Genomic DNA, 19,595 nt, shown 5'->3' on the forward strand with positions numbered 1-19,595 from the left:
TTGCCTGCCTCCCTCGACCACGCTAGACTGCGCATCAGGGCAAAGCAGAAGGGGCGCCAGGCTTGAGCCACACCGATAGCGCAGCCGCGCCCGCGGCGCCCGAAGCTCCGTCGCGCGATGCCGACACCGCCGCGCTCGCCAAGGGCGGACGTACCAATTTCTTCGGATTCATCCTCCGCCTCGTCGCCCGCCTGCCCTTCCTCTATGTCGCAGGCCGCTGGTACGGACCCGAAGCGGTCGGGCGCTTCGCCTTTGCTGTGCTCGTCATCGAACTTGTCGCGCAGCTCGCGACGCTGGGGCTCAAGCGCGGCCTCGCCGAACAGCTCAGCGCGCCCGGCGCCGACCAGCGCACCGTCGTGTGGGACGGCATGTTCGTCGCCTTCCTCGCGTCGGCCGCCGGATCGCTGCTGCTCGCCCTCTTCCCTCAGCTCATGTTCCCTTCGGGCGGCATCGACAGCGCCGATCGCTGGATGGCCTTTCTCGTCTTCGCGATCGCGGGGACCGATATCGCGCTCGCCGCCTGCGCCTATAAATTCGATGTCGGCGCCACCGTGCGCGCCCGCGCGGTCGTCGAACCGTGGGTTATCAGCGCGGCCGCCGCCGGATTCTGGTTCGTATCGGCGCGCGACGGGCTGATGCTCTCCTATGCCGCCGCGATGCTCGGCGCGTTCCTCACCGCGCTGATCCCGATGCTGCGTCACTATGGCGGCCCGCACGGCTGGCAGCCGCACCCTGCGCATCTCGTCAAAGTTGCGCGGCGCAACGCACCGCTCGCGGCCGCCGATGCAATCGAATGGGGGACGCGCCGCCTCGACCTTTTCATCCTCGGCCAGTTCACCTCGCCGACGATCTACGGCATTTATTATATGGCGCAGCAGGTCGCCTCGCTGCCGCAGAAGCTCAAGACCAGCTTCGAGCCGATCCTCGGCCCCGTGATCACGCGCAACCTCGCCGAAAAGCGGCTTGCCGCCGTGGCAGCGCAAGTGAGTCAGGTCGGTTTCTGGATCATCGCCGCGCAGGCCGGCGTAGCGCTCGCGCTGGGCATCCCGGGCGAGGCAGTGATGGGCCTTGTCGGTCCCGAATTCGTCAGCGGCACCGCCGCGCTCGCCTTCCTGCTCGCTGCCGAGGTTGTCGCCGCGACCGCGGTCGTCAGCGAGGCGGCGCTCGTCTATGTCGCGCGCCATCGCAACCTCTTGATCAGCATCGCCACGCTCGCGTTACAGGCGGGGCTCAGCGTCGCGCTGATCCTGATCGCGAAATCGATGGGTCTGCCGCCGATCTACTACGCGGGCGCGGTCGCGCTGGCATTGATGCTCGCGCTCGGATTCGCGTCGCTGGTCAAGGCACGCCTGCTCGCGCGCATCCTCGATGCGCCGGTGAACAGCCTGCGCTGGGCGCTCGTCTGGGCAACCGCCGGCGCGACGGTGCTCGGCTATGGCGCGACGCAGCTTCCCGAATGGGCCGAACTGCTCATCGGCGTGCCCTTCATCCTCGGGGTCTATGGCTGGCTGATCTGGACACGCGGTTTCGGCCCGGCCGACCGCGAGTTGTTCCGGAAACATCCCGAACCTGCCGCAGCCCCCGCCAGCTGATTCTACTCGACGGCTTTCTGCGCCGCGTCGCCGACATCTTCGGCAGCATCCCCGACCTTTTGCGCCGCCTCGGCAATCGCACCGCTTTGCGCCTTGTTGTTGGCTAGGAACTGGAAGGCGAAAAAGGCCGCAATCAGGATCGCGACAAGGAAGATCAGGCCAAAGCCGATCCCCCCGCCGCGACGCGGCTCGCGGTCGATAACCGTGGTGGTATGAGTCGTCCCGTCGGGGTCGCGCGTGGTGTGGATTTCATCGGCCATAAAGAAAACTCCCATGCCTGTGATGCGGCATAGGACGCCCGGTGCCGATGAAAGTTCCTATCCCAGCCGTTCGGCGACCTTCGCCTTGAGGTCGGTCTGCGCGCGCGGGCCAACCTGCGCGATGATCTCGCGTGCACAAACCGCGCCCATCGTCAGGCAATCCTTGATCGGACGCCCTTCGGCGAGACCCGACAGGAATCCGGCCGCGAACAGGTCGCCCGCGCCGGTCGTGTCGACCACCGTTTCGATTGGTTCGGCGCCGACTTCGGTGCGCTCGCCACCCGTCAGCGCGATCGCACCATGCGAGCCGCGCGTGACGATCAGCAGCGGTACCTGCGGCGCGATCTTCGCGACGGCCGCTTCGAAATCCTCGGTTTCGGCGAGCGCGCAAATCTCGACCTCGTTCGCGAAGAGAATGTCGAACAGCCCCTCGCCGATCAGCTTACGGAAATCCTCGCCGTGGCGGTCGATGATGAACGCGTCGGACAGGGTGAAAGCGACCTTGCGCCCGGCACTCCGCGAGACGTCGATCGCGCGGCGCATCGCAGCGCGCGACAGTTCCGGATCCCACAGATAGCCTTCGAGATAGAGGATTTCCGAATCGGCGATCCACGCCTCGTCGATCATGCGTTGCTCGAGCAGGTGGCTCGCGCCGAGAAAAGTGTTCATCGTGCGCTGGCCGTCGGGGGTGACGAGGATCAGGCAGCGCGCGGTCGGCGCGCCCTCCTTGAGCGCCGGGGTTTCATAAGCAACACCGAGCGCGCGCAGGTCGTGCGTGAAGACATGGCCGAGCTGATCGTCGGCGACCTGGCCAATAAAGGCACAGCGTTCACCGAGCGCCGCCATGCCCGCGAGCGTATTGGCGGCCGAACCACCCGACACTTCGACCGCAGGCCCCATCGCCGCGTACAGCCGTTCGGCCTCCTCGGCGTCGATCAGCCGCATCGACCCCTTGGTCAGGCCTTCGGCAGTGATCAGCGCATCGTCGGCGCGGGCGAGAACATCGACGATGGCGTTGCCGATGGCTACAACGTCGAAACGGGCGGTGGAGGCCATGAAATATCCTGTGATGCGTGGAAAAAGCTGCCGCGCGCCTTAGGCGGCGGCGCACGCCAAGGCAAGCATAACGCTTGACCCGCGCCCGCCGGCCTACCATCCCTTGGCCCCATGGCCCGCGCCGTTCACGCTTTCCTCCTCGCGCTCAGGGACTTGCCGAACCCCCGCGTGCTGCGCGTGCTCGCGCAAAGCCTTGCGCTCACGCTGCTGCTCCTCGCCGTCTCGGGCGCCGCGATCTTCTTCGCGGCGCGCTGGGGGCTCGCGCACTGGCAATGGCTCGACGAAGCGCAGCTCGACATGGCGGGCCTCGTGATCGTCCTCGCGATCGTCGCCGGCAGCTGGTTGCTGTTTCGCGCCGTCGCGATCGTCGTCGTCGGCCTGTTCGCCGACGGAATCGTCGCCGATGTCGAGGGACGCCATTATCCCGCCGCGGCGGCGCGGGCGGTCGATGTCGGCTGGCGCCAGAATATCCGCCTCGCGCTCGCGTCGCTGGTGCGGCTGATCGGCGGCAACCTGCTCGCGCTGCCCATTTATATCCTGCTGCTCGTCACGGGGATCGGCACGCCGATCTTCGCGCTGCTCGTCAACGCGCTGCTGCTCGGCCGCGACCTCGAGGCAATGGTTCTCGCGCGCCATCCGGACCGGCAGCGGCTCGACCGCCCCGCGCGCTGGTCGATGGGGCTGCTGTCTGCCGCAAGCTTTGTGGTGCCCATCGCCAATTTGTTGGCGCCGATATTGAGCGCGGCTATGGCCGTGCACATGCTGCATCTCAGCAATGGGGACCAGAAAAGATGATCGAAAACCGCCGCCTGGCCGCTATCGCCGGTCTCGCCTTGACGCTCGGCGCGTGCGCCGGCCCCGCGATCCCGCGCCCCTCGACACCCCCGCCCGCCGCCCAGCAACCGACGACGGTCGTCAAGCCCGTCCAGAATAATGCCCTGATCGGCAACAGCGCCGACGCCGTCGGCCGCATGTTCGGCAAGCCGCGACTCGACGTCACCGAGGGTGCCGGGCGCAAGTTGCAATTCGCCGGGTCGAACTGCACCCTCGATGTCTATTTCTACGCCCCGCGCGCGGGCGCCAACCCCGTGGCAACGCATGTCGACGCGCGCACGCCCGACGGCCGCAATGCCGACGTGAACAGCTGCGCCCAGTCGCTCCAGCGTTGACGTCAGGACGTCAGTTCGGCGAGCGCCCATAAGGCGGCATCGGCGACCATCGGCGACTCATCGCTCGCCAGTCGTTCGAGCACCGGCACGAACCGTACATCGCCGCTGTTTCCCGCAGCGATCGCGGCGTTGCGCACCATGCGCCCGCGCCCGATCCGTTTGATCGGCGAGCCCGCGAAGACCTGCCGGAAATCGGCATCGTCGAGCGCCAGCAGGTCGGACAGCGACGGCGCCGCGAGTTCGGCGCGCGGCAGGAACGCGCGGTGCGCCCGCGCGGTTTCGGCGAATTTGTTCCACGGACACGCCGCAAGGCAATCGTCGCAGCCATAGATTCGGTTGCCGATCCCGCGCCTCAGCGCGACGGGGATCGGGCCATTATGCTCGATCGTCAGGTAGGAGATGCAGCGCCGCGCATCGAGCCGGTACGGCGCAGGAAAAGCCTGTGTCGGGCACGCATCCTGGCACGCCGAACAACTGCCGCACGTATCGCGCCCCGGCGTCGACGGCGCGAGATCGAGCGTCGTGTAGATCGCGCCAAGGAACAGCCAGCTGCCATGGTCGCGGCTGACGAGATTGGTGTGCTTGCCCTGCCAGCCGAGCCCCGCCGCCGCCGAGAGCGGCTTTTCCATCACCGGCGCGGTGTCGACGAACACCTTGACCTCGGCGTCCTTCACCTCGGCGACGAGCCAGCGCGCGACCGCCTTCAGCGCCCTTTTGACGATGTCGTGATAGTCGCCGCCCTGCGCATAGACCGAAATCCGTCCGCGGTCGGGGTGCTCCGCCAGCGCGAGCGGATCGAGCGCGGGGGCGTAACTCATGCCGAGCGCGACTACCGATCGGACCTCCGGCCACAGTCCCTTGGGCGAACCGCGTTGCTCGGCGCGGCTTTCCATCCAGATCATGTCGCCGTGGCGCCCCTCGGCGAGCCATTGGTTCAGCCGCGCTGCGGTCTCAGGCGCCGCATCGGCGCGCGCTATGCCGAACGCCGCGAATCCATGCTCACGCGCGACCGCTTCGAGACGCTCTTCCAGAGGAGGCGTTCCAACAGGCAAGGCTTCTGCAACCATTGGCGCTCTATACGCGAGCGACCTCGCCGTGCCATAGCTTGCATGGCGGATGATTGGGGACCCGGGTTTGAGCGATTTCAGCGTCGAGGCGAATGGCCTCACCAAATATTTCGGCGATTACAAGGCGGTCGACGATGTCAGCCTCGCGGTGCCGACCGGCAGCATCTATGGCGTGCTCGGCCCGAATGGTGCGGGCAAGACGACCAGCCTGCGCATGACGCTCGGCATCATCGACCCCGATGAAGGGTCGAGCCGGCTCTTCGGCGGACAGCGGCCGCAGGCGGTGCGGCACCGCATCGGCTATCTTCCCGAGGAACGCGGCCTCTATCCGGGGATGAAGGCACGCGAGGCGATCGCCTTCATGGGCGCGCTGCGCGGGCTCGACTGGTCGGAGGGGCGCCGGCGTGCCGCAGCGTTTATGACCGAACTCGGGCTCGAACGCGTCATCGACACCAAGATCCGCAAGATGTCGAAGGGCATGGCGCAGATGATCCAGCTGATCGGCTCGATCGTCCATGCCCCCGACCTCATTGTCCTAGACGAACCCTTTTCGGGGCTCGACCCGGTCAATCAGGAGCGGCTCGAAATGCTGGTGCGGCGCGAACGCGACCGCGGCGCGACGATCCTTTTTTCGACGCATGTCATGGCGCATGCCGAGCGCCTCTGCGACCGCATCGCGATCATCGCGCGCTCGGCACGCCGCTTCGAGGGCACCGTCGATGAGGCGCGCGCGCTGCTGCCGATGCAGGTGCGTTACACGCCGCGGACCGCCGGCGATCCCGCCACCGTCGCCGCCAACCTCCCGGCGGGCGCGGAACTGCGCGGCGACGCGTGGCACTTCGCGATTCAGGACGCCGACGTCGAACCTTTGCTCGCGCGCATCACCGCGAGCGGTCATGGCGTCACCGGCCTGTCGATCAGCCGCCCGGCGCTGCACGACGCCTTTGTCCATATCGTCCGCCAGGTCGATGCGGGGTTCGACGCCGATGCCACCGAAGATGCCGTAGAGGAGGCCAGCGCATGACCCCGTTCATTCGCAGCATGTTCGTTGTTGCGCGGCGCGACTTTCTCGCAATCGTCGCGACCCCGACCTTCCTTCTCTTTCTGCTCGCCCCGCTGTTCATGGTCGCGATGGGACTCGCCGGCGGCATGGGCGCGTCACAGCTTGCCGACAGTGCGCGCGGTGCCGGCCGCATCGTCGTGATCGCCGACGCGTCGGACATCGAGGCGCTGCAGGCGGCCGATCTCCGGCTTCGCGATGCCTTCAAGCGCGGCGAAGCGCCGCCGCCGCTCTTATTCCGGATCGCCGGACCCGACGCGCCCGACCCGCTCGCGATCACGCGCGAGAAGGGCACCGACACCTATGCGGTGATGAGCGGCGCGCTCGAAAGCCCGCGCATTGTCGAGCGTAACGCCGAGGGCAGCTCGGGGCGCTATCTTGCACTGCTCGCGAACCAAGTGCTGCGCGACCGCGCCGCCGGCGATGTCGCCCCGGTAAAGCCCCGCTTCGAAAGCATCCGGCGCGGCGGTACCAGCATCGCGGTGCAGCAGTCGCTCGGCTTCGGCGCGGTTTTTATCATCTTTCTCCTGACCCTGCTCCTCGCGGGCCAGACGGTGAGTTCGCTCGCCGAGGAAAAGGGCAACAAAGTCATCGAAATCCTTGCCGCCGCCGTCCCGCTCGAAAGCGTCTTCCTTGGCAAGCTCTTGGGATTTCTCGGGGTCGCCATTCTCTTCATCGCCTTCTGGATCGCGATGGCGATGGGCGGCGGATTGATCACCGCGATGCTGTCGGACCCGGCGACGCTTACCGCCGCGGGAGGGGCGAGCAAGGCCGCCGCTGCGCTGGCGTCCTCCCCCGCGACGGGCTGGCCCTTCTTCCTCGGCATCGGCTTTATCTATTTCATCCTCTCCTTCCTGCTGCTCGGCGCCGTGTTCCTCGGCGTCGGCGCGCAGGCGGGCACGGTCCGCGAGATCCAGATGCTCAGCCTGCCGATCACGATCTTCCAGGTCGGCATGTTCAGCCTCTCGACCGCCGCCGCGACCGCGCCCGACAGCGGTCTTGCGACCTTTGCACAGATATTCCCCTTCTCTTCGCCGCTGGCGATGGCGGCACGCGCCGCGACCGACGATGCGAAGGCGGTCCATCTACTCGCGCTCAGCTGGCAGGCGATCTGGGTCGCGCTCGTCATCTTCCTGTCGGTGCGACTGTTCCGCGCGGGCGTGCTCAGCGGTGGCGGCAACTGGAAATTCTGGCGCCGCGGTGCGGCCGCTGCTGCGAACGCCGCGACGGCCGCCGCCGACCGTCATTGACAAAGCTGTTAGCAGTGGCATTCTGCAACTGATTTCGCCGACGGCGGCAAGCGTCGCGGCGAGTCTCCTGCGAAGAGAGGATGCCCGATGGCGACTGCAGCCCAGCCCCAGACTGTTTCATACGCTCATGATATGAGCCCCGCCGCCATCTATTCAGACGATCGCTGGCAGGAGCCCTTTGCCGAGATCCGCAGGCTCGGCGGCATCGTCAAATGCGAGGACAGCGTCCACGGCCCTTATTGGAATATCGCGAGCCACCAGGCGATCCAGCATGTCGAGGCGTTGCCCGACATCTACAGTTCATCGTGGGAATATGGCGGGATCACGATCCTCGAACGCGACGAGGATGAGGATTTCCGCCTGCCGATGTTCATCGCGATGGACCGGCCGCAGCACACCGACCAGCGCCGTACCGTCGCCCCCGCCTTTACGCCTGCCGAAATGACGCGCCTGTCGGAGGATATTCGCAACCGCACCGGCGAGGTGCTCGACGGCCTGCCGTGGAACAGTGAATTCGACTGGGTCGACCGCGTGTCGATGGAACTGACGACGCAGATGCTCGCGCTGCTCTTCGATTTCCCGTGGGAAGACCGCCGCAAGCTCACCGAATGGTCCGACTGGATGGGCGACGTCGAGCTCGCGCAAAAGCCGGAGCTCAAGGAACAGCGTCGCGCGGTACTCGAAGAGGCTTTCGTCTATTTCCAGAAATTGTGGATGGAAAAGCTCGACCAGCCGCCGACGCCCGATCTGCTCTCGATGATGCTGCACAGCGAAGCGATGCGGAACATGGACAAATATGAGTTCATCGGAAACCTCGTCCTGCTGATCGTCGGTGGCAACGACACGACGCGCAATACCATGTCGGGGCTCGCCTATGGCCTCGACAAATTCCCCGAGCAGCGCGCGAAGCTGGAGGCCGATCCGTCGCTGATCCCCAATGCGGTCAGCGAGATCATCCGCTGGCAGACCCCGCTCGCGCATATGCGCCGCACCGCGCTCGAAGACGCCGAACTGTTCGGGCATCAGATCAAAAAGGGCGACAAGCTCATCCTTTGGTATCTGTCGGCCAACCGCGATGAGAGCGTGTTCGACGACGGCGACGCATTGAAGCTCGACCGCGAGAACGCGCGGCGGCACCTCTCCTTCGGCTATGGCGTCCACCGCTGCGTCGGCGCGCGGCTTGCCGAATTGCAGCTGCGCATCCTTCTCGAGGAAATGGCGGCGCGGCGGATGCGCGTCACGGTCACCGGCACGCCCGAACGTGTCCACGCCTGCTTCGTCCACGGCTTCCGCGCGCTGCCCGTGACGATCGAGAAATATTGACACACCCTTGTAACTCGCTGGGTGCGGCACACGTATTGGTGATATGATCGAACGTCGTCACATCCTCGGCGGACTTGCGCTCGGCGGCGCCATCATCGGCGCACCGATGCTCTTCGCCAAATCGTCGCGTCCGAAGGCGCAGCCCGGCTGGCAACTGTCCGACGCCCAATGGAAGTCGCGCCTGTCGCCGCTGCAATATCGTGTATTGCGCGAAGCCGCGACCGAACGCCCCTTCACCAGCCCGCTCGACAAGGAAAAGCGCGCGGGCATCTTCGACTGCGCCGGCTGCGCGCTGCCGCTCTATTCGAGCAAGACCAAGTTCGATAGCGGCACCGGCTGGCCCAGCTTCTGGGCCCCTCTGAAGGGCGGCATCGGCACCTCGACCGACCATGAGCTCGGCTATGCACGCACCGAAGTGCATTGCAAACGCTGCGGCGGCCATCTCGGCCATGTCTTCAACGACGGGCCGAAACCGACGGGCAAGCGTTACTGCATGAATGGCGCGGCGCTGACCTTCCGCCCCGCCTGACGGCTTACTCGGGCTTCACCCGCCACACCGACAGCCCGGCGCGCGACGCGATCGGCATCGCTTCGAGCCAGTCGGGCGGCGTTCCGGCATAAAGCTCTGCCGCAAGCCCATCCTTTCGCGCCTGGCGATATTTGGAAAAGTCGTTGGCGGTGCGGCAAAAGACGATCAGCGTCGCCTTCTGCTTGCGAACCAGCGCCTCGGCCTGACCGGGATCGCCCGCAAAGACGCGGATCGTATCGGCCATCGCCTCCTTGTTGCGGTGATGCGGGGTCGCGACTAGGCTGTGGCGCGTCCAGAAAAGAACCGGCGCACCCAAGTCGATCGGAGTGAGAATCGTCGTCGGCGGCAATTGGCCAAGCCCCGCGATGGCAGCGGGGTCGAGGCAATTCGCCGTATAGGGATTGGCGGCTTCCGCCATTTCTGTCTTATCCGCCTCGCCTTTCAACGAAGGAACGGCCACCTCGAGCGCCCCTACGACCGCCAAACTGCCGAGTAGCGGCAGGGTCAGCGCGGCCATCACCGATGCGAGGATGCGCGGAACCGTCGAGGCGATCGTCCGTGCCCGCGCCCAGGCGCGAAGGCCAAGCCAGGCGCAACCGGGCAGAGCGAAGAGATGCGCGGTCGACGCGCTGCGCAGGACGAATAGCGACAAGACGGCCGCTCCGATCAAAGCGACGATGATCGTAGCCCAGTTGCGGCGGTCCTCGACCGCGGCGCAGCCCCGCCACGCGAGCAATGCTCCCGCGAGACCGACAAGCGACGGCAGGATGACATGGATCGCATCCTGGGGCTTCGACACCCACACCGGCTGGCCTTCGAGAACGTGGAGGTACCAATATTTCACGACGATCGGATCGAGCGTGGCAAAGGGGCCGTTCGCACATTGTGGTTCGGTCCACACCAGCGCGCCCGCCGCCGACACGCCGGCCAGTCCGAGCAGAAGGAAACGGATCCACAGCTGGCCGGAGTTCGCCCGCGCCGCCGCAAAAACGACGGCGGCGGCGGCGGCGAACGCCGCCATATAGGGCGCCGAAAGCGCATCGCACCAATTGCCGAGCAGCCCCGCAGGGCCGCGCGTCGCAAACTGGAGCAGCAAGGCCCCGCCCGCGAGCGCGCCCATATAACCGCAGAGCCGCGCGCGATCCTCCGCACGCCCGTGGAGCGCCCAGCGCAGCGCGGCAAGCCCGGCGAAGAGCGCGACGATCGGCAATCCTTCGATCGATATCGCGAGCAGCGCCGCGCCGAAAAATCCGCCGAGCAGACCCGCCCGCCACGTTGCCGGGCGAAGCGCCTGCATCATGATCAGCATCGCGAAAAATATCTGCCAGCCATGATGATCGACCCGAAGCGGGCGGAACTGCACGAGGATATATCCGGACATGATCAGGAAGAGCGGCACGACATAGGCGATCCGCCGGTCCGACAGGCCGCGATAGCCGACCACGCACGCGACGCTGAGCGCGGCGCCGAGCAGCGGCGGCCACAGCGCCATCACGATCCGTTCGGCCATCACTTGCCCGAACAACGGTTTCAGCAACAGGATGCCGACCGCCAGCGGCGCATCGACGATGCGCGACCAGTGCATCAGCACCCCGCCACCCGCCGCATTGACGCGATATTGCGAAAGGTCCCACCAGCCCTGCCCGGCGAGAAGGTCGCGCACCTGCGCCATGCGCATCGCGTCGTCGGTATCCGGCAGATCGAGCATGCCGATCGCGTGCCATTTGGCGATGATCGCAATCAGGCTCATCGCGCCCCAGATGATCAGCGCGATCCGCACCGGCGTGAACCACGCGCCGAGGACGATGCCGCCCGGCGCGGATGCCGTATCAGGAGGCGCCGCGCCGCCCGCGGGAAGCGCGGACGCGTCGATCATGCCGCCGCGGCCCGGAAGACGATATGGCGGCGCAGCAAATAGGTGGTCTGGAAACTCACGACGATCGCCGCAAGCTTGGCGAGCCGCGGGTCGAGCCCCAGCGCGCTGCCCCCGCCGACGATCGCGGTCGTCACCGCCAACCCGACGAGCGCCGATCCGACGAAGAGCAATTTCTGGCGATGGCGCTCACCCGTGCCGCGCGCCGCCGCGCCGTCGGCAAAGACGAGCCGGCTCGACACCATCCAGTGCACGAGGATTCCGGCGCAATAGCCGGTCGCAGAGGCCATGACCGGTGACATGCCGGCGTCGAGCAGCAACAGGAACAGTCCCGCATCGCTGCCCAGCGCGAGCCCGCTCGCGAGCAAATAGTTGATCCAGCGTATCTCGCCGCGCCGTACCGACGCGATCAATTTGGTGACTGGAAGCATGGCGCCGATCCCCCCGGCCAGATCCTCAGGCAGCCTTTGCCACGCGCGTGGGCACCTCGCGAACCGACGCCAGCGCGGCCTGCTCGCCCTCGGTCCCGCTCTCATGATATTCGGCATCTTCGTTGACGCCCCAGATATCATAGAGTTTTTCGCCCGCGACGATGTTCCGCACCGTCAGCATCGCGGTCATCATCGCATGATCCTGGTTGTTATAGCGATGCATCCCGTTGCGCCCGACCATGTGCAGCGTCGGATAACGCGCCTCGAGTTCGCTGCGCATCGTCTCGACATGCTTGGCATAATCGTCGTCGTATACCGGATAGGCCTTTTCCTGCCGCACCACGGCGCCGCCGACGACATCTTCGGGATCGCACAGGCCGAGGATTTCCATTTCCGTGGTCGCGAGCGCGACGAGTTGCTCGTCACTCGCCGACCATAGCCCGTCGCCCTCGAAACAGAAATATTCGAGCCCGACGCACGCGAGTTCGGGATCGGGCACCATTTCGGGCGACCAGCTGCGGAAATTCTGCACCCGCCCGACCTTCACCTTGCTGTCGTGGATATAGATCCAGTTGTCGGGGAACAGGTCTTCCGAGCGAATCTTGAGCGCGACGGTCAGAAAGTCGCGATATTTGAGGTTCGGCGCGGCGTTCAGCGCGCACGCCGGCAGCGGATGGATGCGTGCCGCGAGCTCGCGCATCGGCGCCGAGCTGATGACATGGCCGGCGTCAATCACGATATCGCCGTCGGGGCCGGTCGCGGTCATCCGCCAGCGGCCCGTCCTCTGATCCTGCGTCAGCTGTTTGAAGCTGTGGCCCATCAGCACATGGTTGCCGCCCGCGACGACCTTGTCGCGCGCCGCTTCCCACATCATGCCGGGACCAAGCCGCGGATAGCGGAAGGTTTCGAGCAGGGTCTTGGTCGCCATGCCGTCGTTCGGGCGCTTGTTGAGCCCAAGGCTGCGCTTCAGCCCGTCGATCACCGCGCCGCCGAGCGAAAGCCCCTTGATGCGCTGCGCCGCCCAGTCGGCCGACATTTCGTCGCACGGCATGCCCCACACCTTCTCGGTATAGGTCTTGAAAAAGATCGAATAGAGCTTCCGTCCGAACTGGTTGATCGTCCAGTCTTCGAAACTGCGGACCGTCTTGTTCGGAAACAGCTTCGCCTGCGCATAGCTCACCATGCACAACGTCGAACGAAAGATGCCGAGGTTCCACAGCGCCTCGAAGGCGCGCAGCGGATAGGAATAGAATTTGCCCTCATAATAGATGCGGCTCATCCGCGGGCGTTCGATGAAATCGTCGGGAAGGATCTCGTTCCACAGGTCGACGACCTCGCGGCTCTTCGAGAAAAAGCGATGCCCGCCGATATCGAAGCGAAAGCCCTCATGCTCGACCGTCCGGCTGATCCCGCCGACATAGGTCGGATCCTTTTCGATCACCGTTACGCTGTAACCCTGCTGGGTCAGCTGATAGGCGGCGGTCAATCCCGCCGGGCCCGCGCCGATGATGGCGACGTCGGCACTCGTCGGGCGGCTTTTCGAACCAAAAGCTTCGGACATTATGATGTTTCCCCACAGGCAAATTCTTGCTCGCTACCCCTGTGGCCAATCATGGATAAAAAGTGGTTAATGCGGCTTCGTGATTCTGCTGAAAACGCGGCTTCGCGCCTTGGGAAGCGGCCCATTTTGCTGTAAAACCAGCGTGGCCAAGGAGGCGCACGGCATGGCAGGCGGTCTGGCAATCGTATTGAGCGGCGGCGGCGCGAAGGGCGCGTTTCAGGTCGGCGTCGTCCACGAACTCGTCGTCAATCGCGGCGTCCGGCTCGACATCGTCGCGGGCGTATCAACCGGCGCGATCCAGGCGCTGGGGGTGGCGCAGGATGATATTCCTGCGCTGCTCGACACTTGGCTAGCCATCCGCGGCAACAGCTCCATTTATAAATCGCGCCCGCTAGGCGTCGTCGGCGGGCTGCTCGGCGAGGATGCACTCTACGACACCGCGCCGCTCAAACGGCTGCTGAAAGGCTTCGCGAACGACGCGAAACTGCGCGCGAGCGGGCGCAAGCTGCTGCTCGGCGTCGTCAATCTCGGCACCGGCAGTTTTCGCACGATCGACGAGAGCGTGCCGGGCATTCACAATTGGGTCTACGCCAGCTGCGCGATGCCACTCTTCTTCGATCCACTCAAAACGCGCGCAAGCGACGGGACCGAGGAACAATGGGTCGACGGCGGGGTACGCGACGTGACCCCGCTCAGCGCCGCGCTCGAAATGAACCCACGCGGCGTGATCGCAGTGCGCGCCTCGCCCGCGCCACATCCGGGCCCGGTGCGCACCTTCCCCAACCTCATAAAGATCGGGCTGCGCGCCGTCGATATATTGCAATCCGAGGTTTCGGCGAACGATCTGGCCGGTGCGGCGCTCATCAACGACCTGATCGCCGCACGCGAGGGCCAGCTTCGCGCGCTGCAAAGCGAAGGCATCGGCGGCGCGCAGGCCGCGCGCATCCTCCGCCCGCTCGACGTCCAGATCGCGCGCTACCGCTTCGCGCCGATCCGCATTATCGAACCCGAAGAGGAGGTCGCCGAAACGCTCGAATTCGATCCGGCGAAGATCCGCGCGGCAATCGACGCCGGCCGCCGCGCGGTCGACCGCGAATGGGATGCGCTGGAGCCACTGCTGAGCTGATCTTACGCGCTGCTCAACGGTAATCCGCGATCGCCGCGACGCAGCCATCGGCGTCGACCTGGCCGCCGACTACCACGACATCGGCACCCGCCGCCTGCGCCGCCGCGATACCCGCGGGCGCATCCTCGAACACGAGGCATTCGCCAATGGCGACGCCCAGCAAAGCGGCGGCCTTAAGATAACCTTCGGGATCGGGCTTGCCGTGCCGCACATCCTCGGCGGCGACCATCGTTTCGGGCACCGGCAGCCCGGCGGCGCGAAACCGCGCCTCGGCCAACGCGCGCGGCGCCGAAGTCACCACGGCCCACCGTTCGGCGGGCAGCGCCGCAACAAACGCTTCGATTCCGGGAACAGGCAAGATTCCATCGACCGCGGCGATTTCGGCCTCGGTCAGACGAACGGCCTCCGCTTCGATATCGGTTCCCTCGCGCGCGAAACGGCGGATCGTATCGACGGCGCGCACGCCGTGTACCGCGGCGAGCAAGGCGGCGGCATCGGCGCCGTTGCGCTCCGCCCAGTCGCCCCAGATCCGTTCGGCGACGCGCGTCGAGTCGATCATCGTACCGTCCATGTCGAACAGGAAGGCGGCATAGTCCCGGCCACCGAACCGCAACGGCGGGGTTGTCTTGCTTGTCATTTCCCGGGTCATCCTTGATGGGTACGGAATCCGGCGAGCGCTTCGTCGCCGGGTTCGGCGCCCTCCTAACCCCTCTCGGGCTTTTTCCAAGGCGCGACCGACATGGAAAGCGGACGATTGTCGACCCTTAGTCGCCCTGTCGATCCCCACCAGGCGGCCCGCGCGCATTGCCGCTGCCGGTCGGCGTATCCTCCCGTATCGCAACGTCGCGCATCAGCGGCTTCAAGATGACCGTCCCCAGCCGGACGCGCGGGGTCGCCTTCCCCGGCACCGCCCCAACCGCAAAGCCGCCATCGAGCCGGAATGCGGCCGCCGACGCCTTGCCCAGCCGCACCGTGTAGCGTCCGTATGCGACCCCCTCGAACAGGAAATATCCGTCGAATTCAGTGATCGTCGTCGCGCGAACGCGGCCCTCGGCGTCGACGAGCTCGACGCTCAGCCCCTCGATAGGATTGCCCCCGTCACGCCGCAGAACGCCCTCGATCTCGCCCGCCACCGCCATCGGCAGCGCGACGCGCGTCGCGACCCCCGGCCGCGGCAACACAACGACGCCTGGCAGCGCCGGCTGGACATAAGGATCCGGCAGGCTGCCGGCGTCGATACCGATAAGCACCGGGCGGAACGGTTCGAGCCCGTCGATCGTCCCTCGCCCATCCTTGTCGGTCGCGGCCTCTACATGCGCGTTGCCTGCGGTCAGCGGCACGTCGGCGAGCGCCGCCTCTTCCGGCTGGCGGATGCCGTCGCCATTGTCGTCCATCCACACATCGGCGATCACCTGGCCGCGGCTCGCGAGCTTCTCGCTCGACACGCGCCAGCCGCCATTCGATTTCGGGCCAAAGCTGAAGGCGAGCGCCAGCGACGCCGCGACCGACCCGTCGCTCGCGATTTCGCCGAACCCCGTCAGCTGCAGCTTGTTGAAACGGCGTGTATATCCCATTCCGGCGCGTGCGCGGTGGAGCCCGCGATCATAGCCGAGTTCGGCGCGCCATTCGGCGTCGCCCTTCCCGGCCCATTCGCCGATGACCGCCATGCGCGTATCGCCATTGTCGCCTGACAGCGCAAAACGCGCCTCTCCCCGGACGCGAACCCGCCCGATCCGGGCGTTGGCAAGCAGGCTGGCGGCCAGATTGTCGGGCGGATCGGGCCCAATCGGTACCTTCGTCCGGCTCCAGTCAAGCTGTCCGGTAAAAGTCATCGCGCGAAAGCCCGCCGACACGCGCGCACTGGCTTCAAGGCTGTCGATCCCCGATCGCCGTTCGACCTGCCGGACATCGAAGTGGAACGGCAGCACAGTCCGTCCCAGCGTGACCGACTGGTCGACCGAGATCGAGTAAATACCGTTGATATTGTTGATAAAACGGTCGGATACAAAGCCGCCCCAGCCGCGCATCGCATCGGCGCGGATATAGGTTTCGCCGAACGCCGCCAGCCAGCTCGCGCGCGCCGCGGTGCCGCCCCCACCGCCTCGCGAATTGTCGGCGTAACTGCCACCAACCTCGAGTAGGGTCGGCCCGATCGACCGGCGCAGCGCAAGCTCGCCATAATTATACCGCACATTTTCGATCAACAGGCTGTGCAAATAGGCTGCGGCGGACGTGCGCGCATCGAGCCCGCGCTCGATCCCCAACGTCCCGCGCCACCCGCGCCGGAACGCCCCGCGCCGCTGCTTCCCGAATTCGATCAGGTCGGCATTTTCCTGCGCGAACCCCGCCCAATACCAGGTCTGCTGCGGCGGGATCGAATCCATCCCCACCTGCACCTGCTTGATTTCACGCCGGATTTGCCCTTGCGGCCCATATAGGACGATCTCGAAGCGGTTCGCGCCATATTGCAGCGGCACGTCGATAAATTCGTAGCGGCCGTCGCCATTTGGGCTGGTAAAGGCGAGCAATTGGCCGTTGCGATACAGCTCGGCATCCCAGCCCGCGGGCAGATCGCCGCGGAAGGTCGTCTTGTCGAAGGCATCGGGCCGCTCGATCGGCCGATTGGTGAGCACCGCCCCCCGCCCGGGCGCCGACGCCGCGACGATCCCGGTCGAGAGCAGGCTGACATCGCCCAGCCCGTAATGCGTCGCCCCCAGCGGCCCGAGCAGGCGCCCTTCGGGATCGGTGCGATAGAGCCGCATGCGCAAGCTGTCGGGCACACCCTCATTGTCCGACGACAGCCGCGCGTCGAAACTCTGCCCGACCACCTCGCCCGCAGCGAAAATCTCGTAGCGGCCCTGCACATAGGATCCGCCGCGCTTGTCCGATACGACTCCCGCCGAGGCGACGATGTCGACCGACGGCGTTGCCCACGCCTGATAGGGCCGCGCGGCTTGCGGCAGGCTCTTGAGATCGAACGCGGCCTGCGGACGGATCCCTGCTGCCCGCGCGCGGCGTTCGGCGGCGAGCTGGAACGGCAGCTTGTCCTTGGTGTCGATCCGCAGCACCGCGTTCGACAGGTCGGCGGCCAGCGGCACCCCAAGCCATTGATTGAGGCTATCCAGATCGACGCACCATCCCGCCGGCGTGTCGCGGATCGTCGTCGCAGCCAGCCGGAAACTCTGGCTTCCGGCGCGCACTTCGCCCGCGTCGCGGTCGATCGTCAGGCTGCGGCGCTCGTCAAACACCCAGCCGGTTGCGCGGCGCAACTTCTTGTCGACGCGCACCGCGAGATCGAGCGCGAGCACGACATCGGCAAGATCGACGCACACACCCTGCGGCGTCTGATAACCGCGCACCCCGTCGCCGAGCCGGTACTGCCCCGATCGCACATCGAACAGCCAGCTGTCGTCCTCGTTCGGCGCCCAGCCGTCAGCGGCAAGTGAAACGGGCTTTTTCTCAACAGCCTCAGCGCCGGCGGGGACGAGCCCCACCAGCGCCAGCCCGGCCAATATCGCCGGTTTCCATCGAGACAGCGCCGCGCGGATCATCACCCCCGCCCGCTTTGCTCCGGGTTTACGCCGTCACTTCACCACCCGCTCGGCCTCGTCGATCGTGCCGCCGCCGATTTCGCGGTCTTCGCTGTAACGGATGCGCACCGGGCCCTTGAGCTTCGCCGCGAGCTCGCCGGGTACGCGCAGCGACACCTTGCGCGCGCCGACCTCGGGATAGACCGCGATGCCGCGGGCGACGAGCAAGGGCTCAGCAACCCCGGGCCGGGTCACTTCGATGTCGCCGTAGACCGACCGGCTGCCCGTCCGCGTCAGGTCGAAATTGAACGCGGGGCCATCCTGCGTTTCGCTGACCCACGCCTCGCCGATCGACGCCTCCGCGCCGAGATCGCCGACGCGGACGATCACCGGGATGGTGATTCCGTAAATCGGCGTGAGCGCGATCGACACGCCTTCGCTCACGGGCTTGACAGGATCGGCAGGCACCGCCGCTGCCGCATCGGGAACTGCGCGGAACAGCATATGCGCGCGATATTCGCCCGGCGGCGTTCCCTCGGGGACGCGCACCCCGACGCGCACGACCTGCGGCTGGTTGGGCGGCAACGTGACGCGGCGCGGGCTGAAGGCGATCATATCGAGCGCGGTCCGCTCGGCGGCCGTCACATTTTCTTCGGCGATCTCGTCGAGCCCGCCCTCGCCGGTCATCCTCTTGATCTCGAGGCTGATCCGATAGGTCGCAGGCTCGGCGCCGATATTGTTCAGCACCACCTCGGTCCCGCGCGATCCATCGAGGACGACGCGTGTCGGCGCGACGAGCAGGTCGCCGGCAGCCAAAGCCGGCGACGTCGCGGCGCCAAGCGCAGCCGCGGTAAACAGGCCGAAGCCCTTCAAAAAACGCAACATGGATACGATCCCCACAATCGTTTCGGGAAACGGCCCCACACCGTCCCGATGGTCGCATCCTGCCTGCGCCAACATGGTTGATATTTCGCTAACCAAGGGCGCCGCTTGCATAAAGAGAGGCCGCCGGACCTGCGCCCGGCGACCCCATTTTACCGCTGGCGGGTCTCAGCCCGCCAGGCCCCCCAACCTATTGATAATTGGCGGTGACGTTGAACGTCCCCGTATAGTCGCCCGACGCCTGGTTGGCGCCGACGCTCAGCGTACCGCCGACCTGGAAGCTGCCGCCGGTGGCGCCCAGCGTGATAGTCGGCGCCGAATAGGTCAGCGTCGATGCCATCGTACCGCCAAGCGAGCCCGTCAGCGTCACGCTCGAATCGCCGCCGACAACGACCACGGCGCCCTCGGTGCCGGCCACGTTGAAGTTGGCGGCGGTCGCCGTGCCGGTGCAGGTCAGCGCCGCAGCGCATGTCCGCGTGCCGCCCGTCGACACCGCAACGGTCGCCGCGGTCGCACCGCTGATGATCGTCGCATATTGCAGGTCGCTGGTGTTGGTGAGCGTGATCTGGCGCAGGATCTTGGCTTTCGCCGTACCCGTGGCCGAAGCCGCCTGCGCCGCCGAAGCGTTCATCGCGAGGGCAGCAATCGCGGCACCCAGAAGGGCGCGCTTCATTCCAAATTTGCGCATATGTTTGGTCCCTTGAATCAGTCGAATTTCGAATGGATTTCCCACCCCATTCGCCGACCTCTTTAGGGGACGACCTGTTCAGTCTTTGCCAGCAAGCTTGGTTAACAGGCCAACAAGAATTGGCCCGCGTTACACAGAATAATCAAACAATATCAGTGATTTACTACGGCGTAGCTGTAGCCGTGGCGGCCGCCTGTC

Annotated in this window: 18 protein-coding genes; 8 read left to right on the forward strand and 10 right to left on the reverse strand. The window is 66.2% G+C overall.

Annotated elements, in window-relative coordinates; all coding sequences use genetic code 11:
* Positions 1-62: 62 nt before the first annotated feature.
* A complete protein-coding gene (locus tag GGC65_RS13740) occupies positions 63-1,592 on the forward strand; it encodes a lipopolysaccharide biosynthesis protein (protein ID WP_192647689.1) in 1,530 nt (509 codons plus the stop codon).
* 2 nt (positions 1,593-1,594) lie between these two features.
* On the opposite strand, the gene GGC65_RS13745 is transcribed toward GGC65_RS13740, so the two are convergent.
* Positions 1,595-1,852 carry a hypothetical protein gene (locus GGC65_RS13745; RefSeq protein WP_192647690.1) on the reverse strand — a complete coding sequence of 86 codons (258 nt, stop codon included), beginning with the start codon at positions 1,850-1,852 and terminating at the stop codon, positions 1,595-1,597.
* 57 nt (positions 1,853-1,909) lie between these two features.
* Entirely contained in the window at positions 1,910-2,908 is a 999-nt protein-coding gene (locus GGC65_RS13750) for an adenosine kinase (protein ID WP_192647691.1), read from the reverse strand.
* Between the two features lie 111 nt (positions 2,909-3,019).
* On the opposite strand from GGC65_RS13750, the gene GGC65_RS13755 reads away from it, so the two are divergent.
* Both GGC65_RS13755 and GGC65_RS13760 read left to right on the forward strand, forming a co-directional pair.
* Positions 3,020-3,703, forward strand: coding sequence for an EI24 domain-containing protein (locus GGC65_RS13755; RefSeq protein ID WP_192647692.1), 684 nt, complete (start codon positions 3,020-3,022; stop codon positions 3,701-3,703).
* Positions 3,700-4,077: a hypothetical protein gene (locus GGC65_RS13760; RefSeq protein WP_192647693.1), complete on the forward strand. Its 378-nt coding sequence runs from the start codon at positions 3,700-3,702 to the stop codon at positions 4,075-4,077. The genes GGC65_RS13755 and GGC65_RS13760 overlap by 4 nt, the downstream gene beginning before the upstream one ends.
* Positions 4,078-4,079: 2 nt before the next feature.
* On the opposite strand, the gene queG is transcribed toward GGC65_RS13760, so the two are convergent.
* Positions 4,080-5,144 (reverse strand): tRNA epoxyqueuosine(34) reductase QueG, encoded by a 1,065-nt coding sequence (gene queG, locus GGC65_RS13765; protein ID WP_192647694.1) that lies wholly within the window; start codon positions 5,142-5,144, stop codon positions 4,080-4,082.
* Between the two features lie 49 nt (positions 5,145-5,193).
* Here queG and GGC65_RS13770 point away from each other — a divergent pair, with 49 nt between their 5' ends.
* The 4 genes from GGC65_RS13770 to msrB all read left to right on the forward strand — a co-directional run bounded on the left by GGC65_RS13770 (position 5,194) and on the right by msrB (position 9,306).
* The gene (locus tag GGC65_RS13770; protein ID WP_192647695.1) at positions 5,194-6,168 is read left to right on the forward strand and encodes an ABC transporter ATP-binding protein; all 975 of its coding nucleotides are present in this window, start codon (positions 5,194-5,196) and stop codon (positions 6,166-6,168) included.
* Positions 6,165-7,454, forward strand: a complete 1,290-nt coding sequence (locus GGC65_RS13775) for an ABC transporter permease (RefSeq protein ID WP_192647696.1) — start codon at positions 6,165-6,167, stop codon at positions 7,452-7,454. Before GGC65_RS13770 ends, GGC65_RS13775 begins: the two co-directional genes overlap by 4 nt.
* Positions 7,455-7,541: 87 nt before the next feature.
* Positions 7,542-8,777 carry a cytochrome P450 gene (locus GGC65_RS13780; protein ID WP_192647697.1) on the forward strand — a complete coding sequence of 412 codons (1,236 nt, stop codon included), beginning with the start codon at positions 7,542-7,544 and terminating at the stop codon, positions 8,775-8,777.
* Between the two features lie 106 nt (positions 8,778-8,883).
* Positions 8,884-9,306, forward strand: a complete 423-nt coding sequence (gene msrB, locus GGC65_RS13785; RefSeq protein WP_413052753.1) for a peptide-methionine (R)-S-oxide reductase MsrB — start codon at positions 8,884-8,886, stop codon at positions 9,304-9,306.
* Positions 9,307-9,310: 4 nt separating this feature from the next.
* Here msrB and GGC65_RS13790 read toward each other — a convergent pair whose 3' ends face one another.
* Genes GGC65_RS13790 through GGC65_RS13800 form a run of 3 tightly spaced genes read right to left on the reverse strand, consistent with a single transcriptional unit; the run spans position 9,311 to position 13,171 of the window.
* On the reverse strand, positions 9,311-11,182 hold the full coding sequence (locus GGC65_RS13790; protein WP_192647699.1) for a hypothetical protein: 1,872 nt from the start codon (positions 11,180-11,182) through the stop codon (positions 9,311-9,313).
* Positions 11,179-11,610, reverse strand: coding sequence for a GtrA family protein (locus GGC65_RS13795; protein ID WP_192647700.1), 432 nt, complete (start codon positions 11,608-11,610; stop codon positions 11,179-11,181). The genes GGC65_RS13790 and GGC65_RS13795 overlap by 4 nt, the downstream gene beginning before the upstream one ends.
* Before the next feature lie 25 nt (positions 11,611-11,635).
* Positions 11,636-13,171, reverse strand: coding sequence for an NAD(P)/FAD-dependent oxidoreductase (locus tag GGC65_RS13800; RefSeq protein WP_192647701.1), 1,536 nt, complete (start codon positions 13,169-13,171; stop codon positions 11,636-11,638).
* Positions 13,172-13,334: 163 nt separating this feature from the next.
* Between GGC65_RS13800 and GGC65_RS13805 the strand changes: the two genes are divergently transcribed.
* On the forward strand, positions 13,335-14,297 hold the full coding sequence (locus GGC65_RS13805; RefSeq protein ID WP_192647702.1) for a patatin-like phospholipase family protein: 963 nt from the start codon (positions 13,335-13,337) through the stop codon (positions 14,295-14,297).
* Positions 14,298-14,310: 13 nt separating this feature from the next.
* Here the strand turns inward: GGC65_RS13805 and GGC65_RS13810 are convergent, their stop codons facing one another.
* The 4 genes from GGC65_RS13810 to GGC65_RS13825 all read right to left on the reverse strand — a co-directional run bounded on the left by GGC65_RS13810 (position 14,311) and on the right by GGC65_RS13825 (position 19,382).
* On the reverse strand, positions 14,311-14,934 hold the full coding sequence (locus tag GGC65_RS13810) for an HAD-IA family hydrolase (RefSeq protein WP_192647703.1): 624 nt from the start codon (positions 14,932-14,934) through the stop codon (positions 14,311-14,313).
* A gap of 127 nt (positions 14,935-15,061) precedes the next feature.
* Positions 15,062-17,848 carry a collagen binding domain-containing protein gene (locus tag GGC65_RS13815; RefSeq protein WP_192647704.1) on the reverse strand — a complete coding sequence of 929 codons (2,787 nt, stop codon included), beginning with the start codon at positions 17,846-17,848 and terminating at the stop codon, positions 15,062-15,064.
* A 33-nt stretch (positions 17,849-17,881) separates the two neighbouring features.
* Positions 17,882-18,712: a molecular chaperone gene (locus GGC65_RS13820; protein WP_192647705.1), complete on the reverse strand. Its 831-nt coding sequence runs from the start codon at positions 18,710-18,712 to the stop codon at positions 17,882-17,884.
* 187 nt (positions 18,713-18,899) lie between these two features.
* Complete coding sequence (locus GGC65_RS13825; RefSeq protein ID WP_225940815.1) at positions 18,900-19,382, reverse strand: DUF4402 domain-containing protein; 483 nt, start codon at positions 19,380-19,382, stop codon at positions 18,900-18,902.
* Positions 19,383-19,595 lie beyond the last annotated feature (213 nt).

Source organism: Sphingopyxis sp. OAS728, from assembly GCF_014873485.1.
GTDB lineage: Bacteria > Pseudomonadota > Alphaproteobacteria > Sphingomonadales > Sphingomonadaceae > Sphingopyxis.

What these genes read in the sequence shown, in the direction of transcription:
- GGC65_RS13745 (WP_192647690.1), bottom strand. Translation starts at nt 1,852, where the DNA reads ATGGCCGATGAAATCCACACCACGCGCGACCCCGACGGGACGACTCAT.
- GGC65_RS13750 (WP_192647691.1), bottom strand. Translation starts at nt 2,908, where the DNA reads ATGGCCTCCACCGCCCGTTTCGACGTTGTAGCCATCGGCAACGCCATC.
- GGC65_RS13755 (WP_192647692.1), top strand. Translation starts at nt 3,020, where the DNA reads ATGGCCCGCGCCGTTCACGCTTTCCTCCTCGCGCTCAGGGACTTGCCG.
- GGC65_RS13760 (WP_192647693.1), top strand. Translation starts at nt 3,700, where the DNA reads ATGATCGAAAACCGCCGCCTGGCCGCTATCGCCGGTCTCGCCTTGACG.
- queG (WP_192647694.1), bottom strand. Translation starts at nt 5,144, where the DNA reads ATGGTTGCAGAAGCCTTGCCTGTTGGAACGCCTCCTCTGGAAGAGCGT.
- GGC65_RS13770 (WP_192647695.1), top strand. Translation starts at nt 5,194, where the DNA reads ATGATTGGGGACCCGGGTTTGAGCGATTTCAGCGTCGAGGCGAATGGC.
- GGC65_RS13775 (WP_192647696.1), top strand. Translation starts at nt 6,165, where the DNA reads ATGACCCCGTTCATTCGCAGCATGTTCGTTGTTGCGCGGCGCGACTTT.
- GGC65_RS13780 (WP_192647697.1), top strand. Translation starts at nt 7,542, where the DNA reads ATGGCGACTGCAGCCCAGCCCCAGACTGTTTCATACGCTCATGATATG.
- msrB (WP_413052753.1), top strand. Translation starts at nt 8,884, where the DNA reads ATGCTCTTCGCCAAATCGTCGCGTCCGAAGGCGCAGCCCGGCTGGCAA.
- GGC65_RS13790 (WP_192647699.1), bottom strand. Translation starts at nt 11,182, where the DNA reads ATGATCGACGCGTCCGCGCTTCCCGCGGGCGGCGCGGCGCCTCCTGAT.
- GGC65_RS13795 (WP_192647700.1), bottom strand. Translation starts at nt 11,610, where the DNA reads ATGCTTCCAGTCACCAAATTGATCGCGTCGGTACGGCGCGGCGAGATA.
- GGC65_RS13800 (WP_192647701.1), bottom strand. Translation starts at nt 13,171, where the DNA reads ATGTCCGAAGCTTTTGGTTCGAAAAGCCGCCCGACGAGTGCCGACGTC.
- GGC65_RS13805 (WP_192647702.1), top strand. Translation starts at nt 13,335, where the DNA reads ATGGCAGGCGGTCTGGCAATCGTATTGAGCGGCGGCGGCGCGAAGGGC.
- GGC65_RS13810 (WP_192647703.1), bottom strand. Translation starts at nt 14,934, where the DNA reads ATGACAAGCAAGACAACCCCGCCGTTGCGGTTCGGTGGCCGGGACTAT.
- GGC65_RS13815 (WP_192647704.1), bottom strand. Translation starts at nt 17,848, where the DNA reads ATGATCCGCGCGGCGCTGTCTCGATGGAAACCGGCGATATTGGCCGGG.
- GGC65_RS13820 (WP_192647705.1), bottom strand. Translation starts at nt 18,712, where the DNA reads ATGTTGCGTTTTTTGAAGGGCTTCGGCCTGTTTACCGCGGCTGCGCTT.
- GGC65_RS13825 (WP_225940815.1), bottom strand. Translation starts at nt 19,382, where the DNA reads ATGAAGCGCGCCCTTCTGGGTGCCGCGATTGCTGCCCTCGCGATGAAC.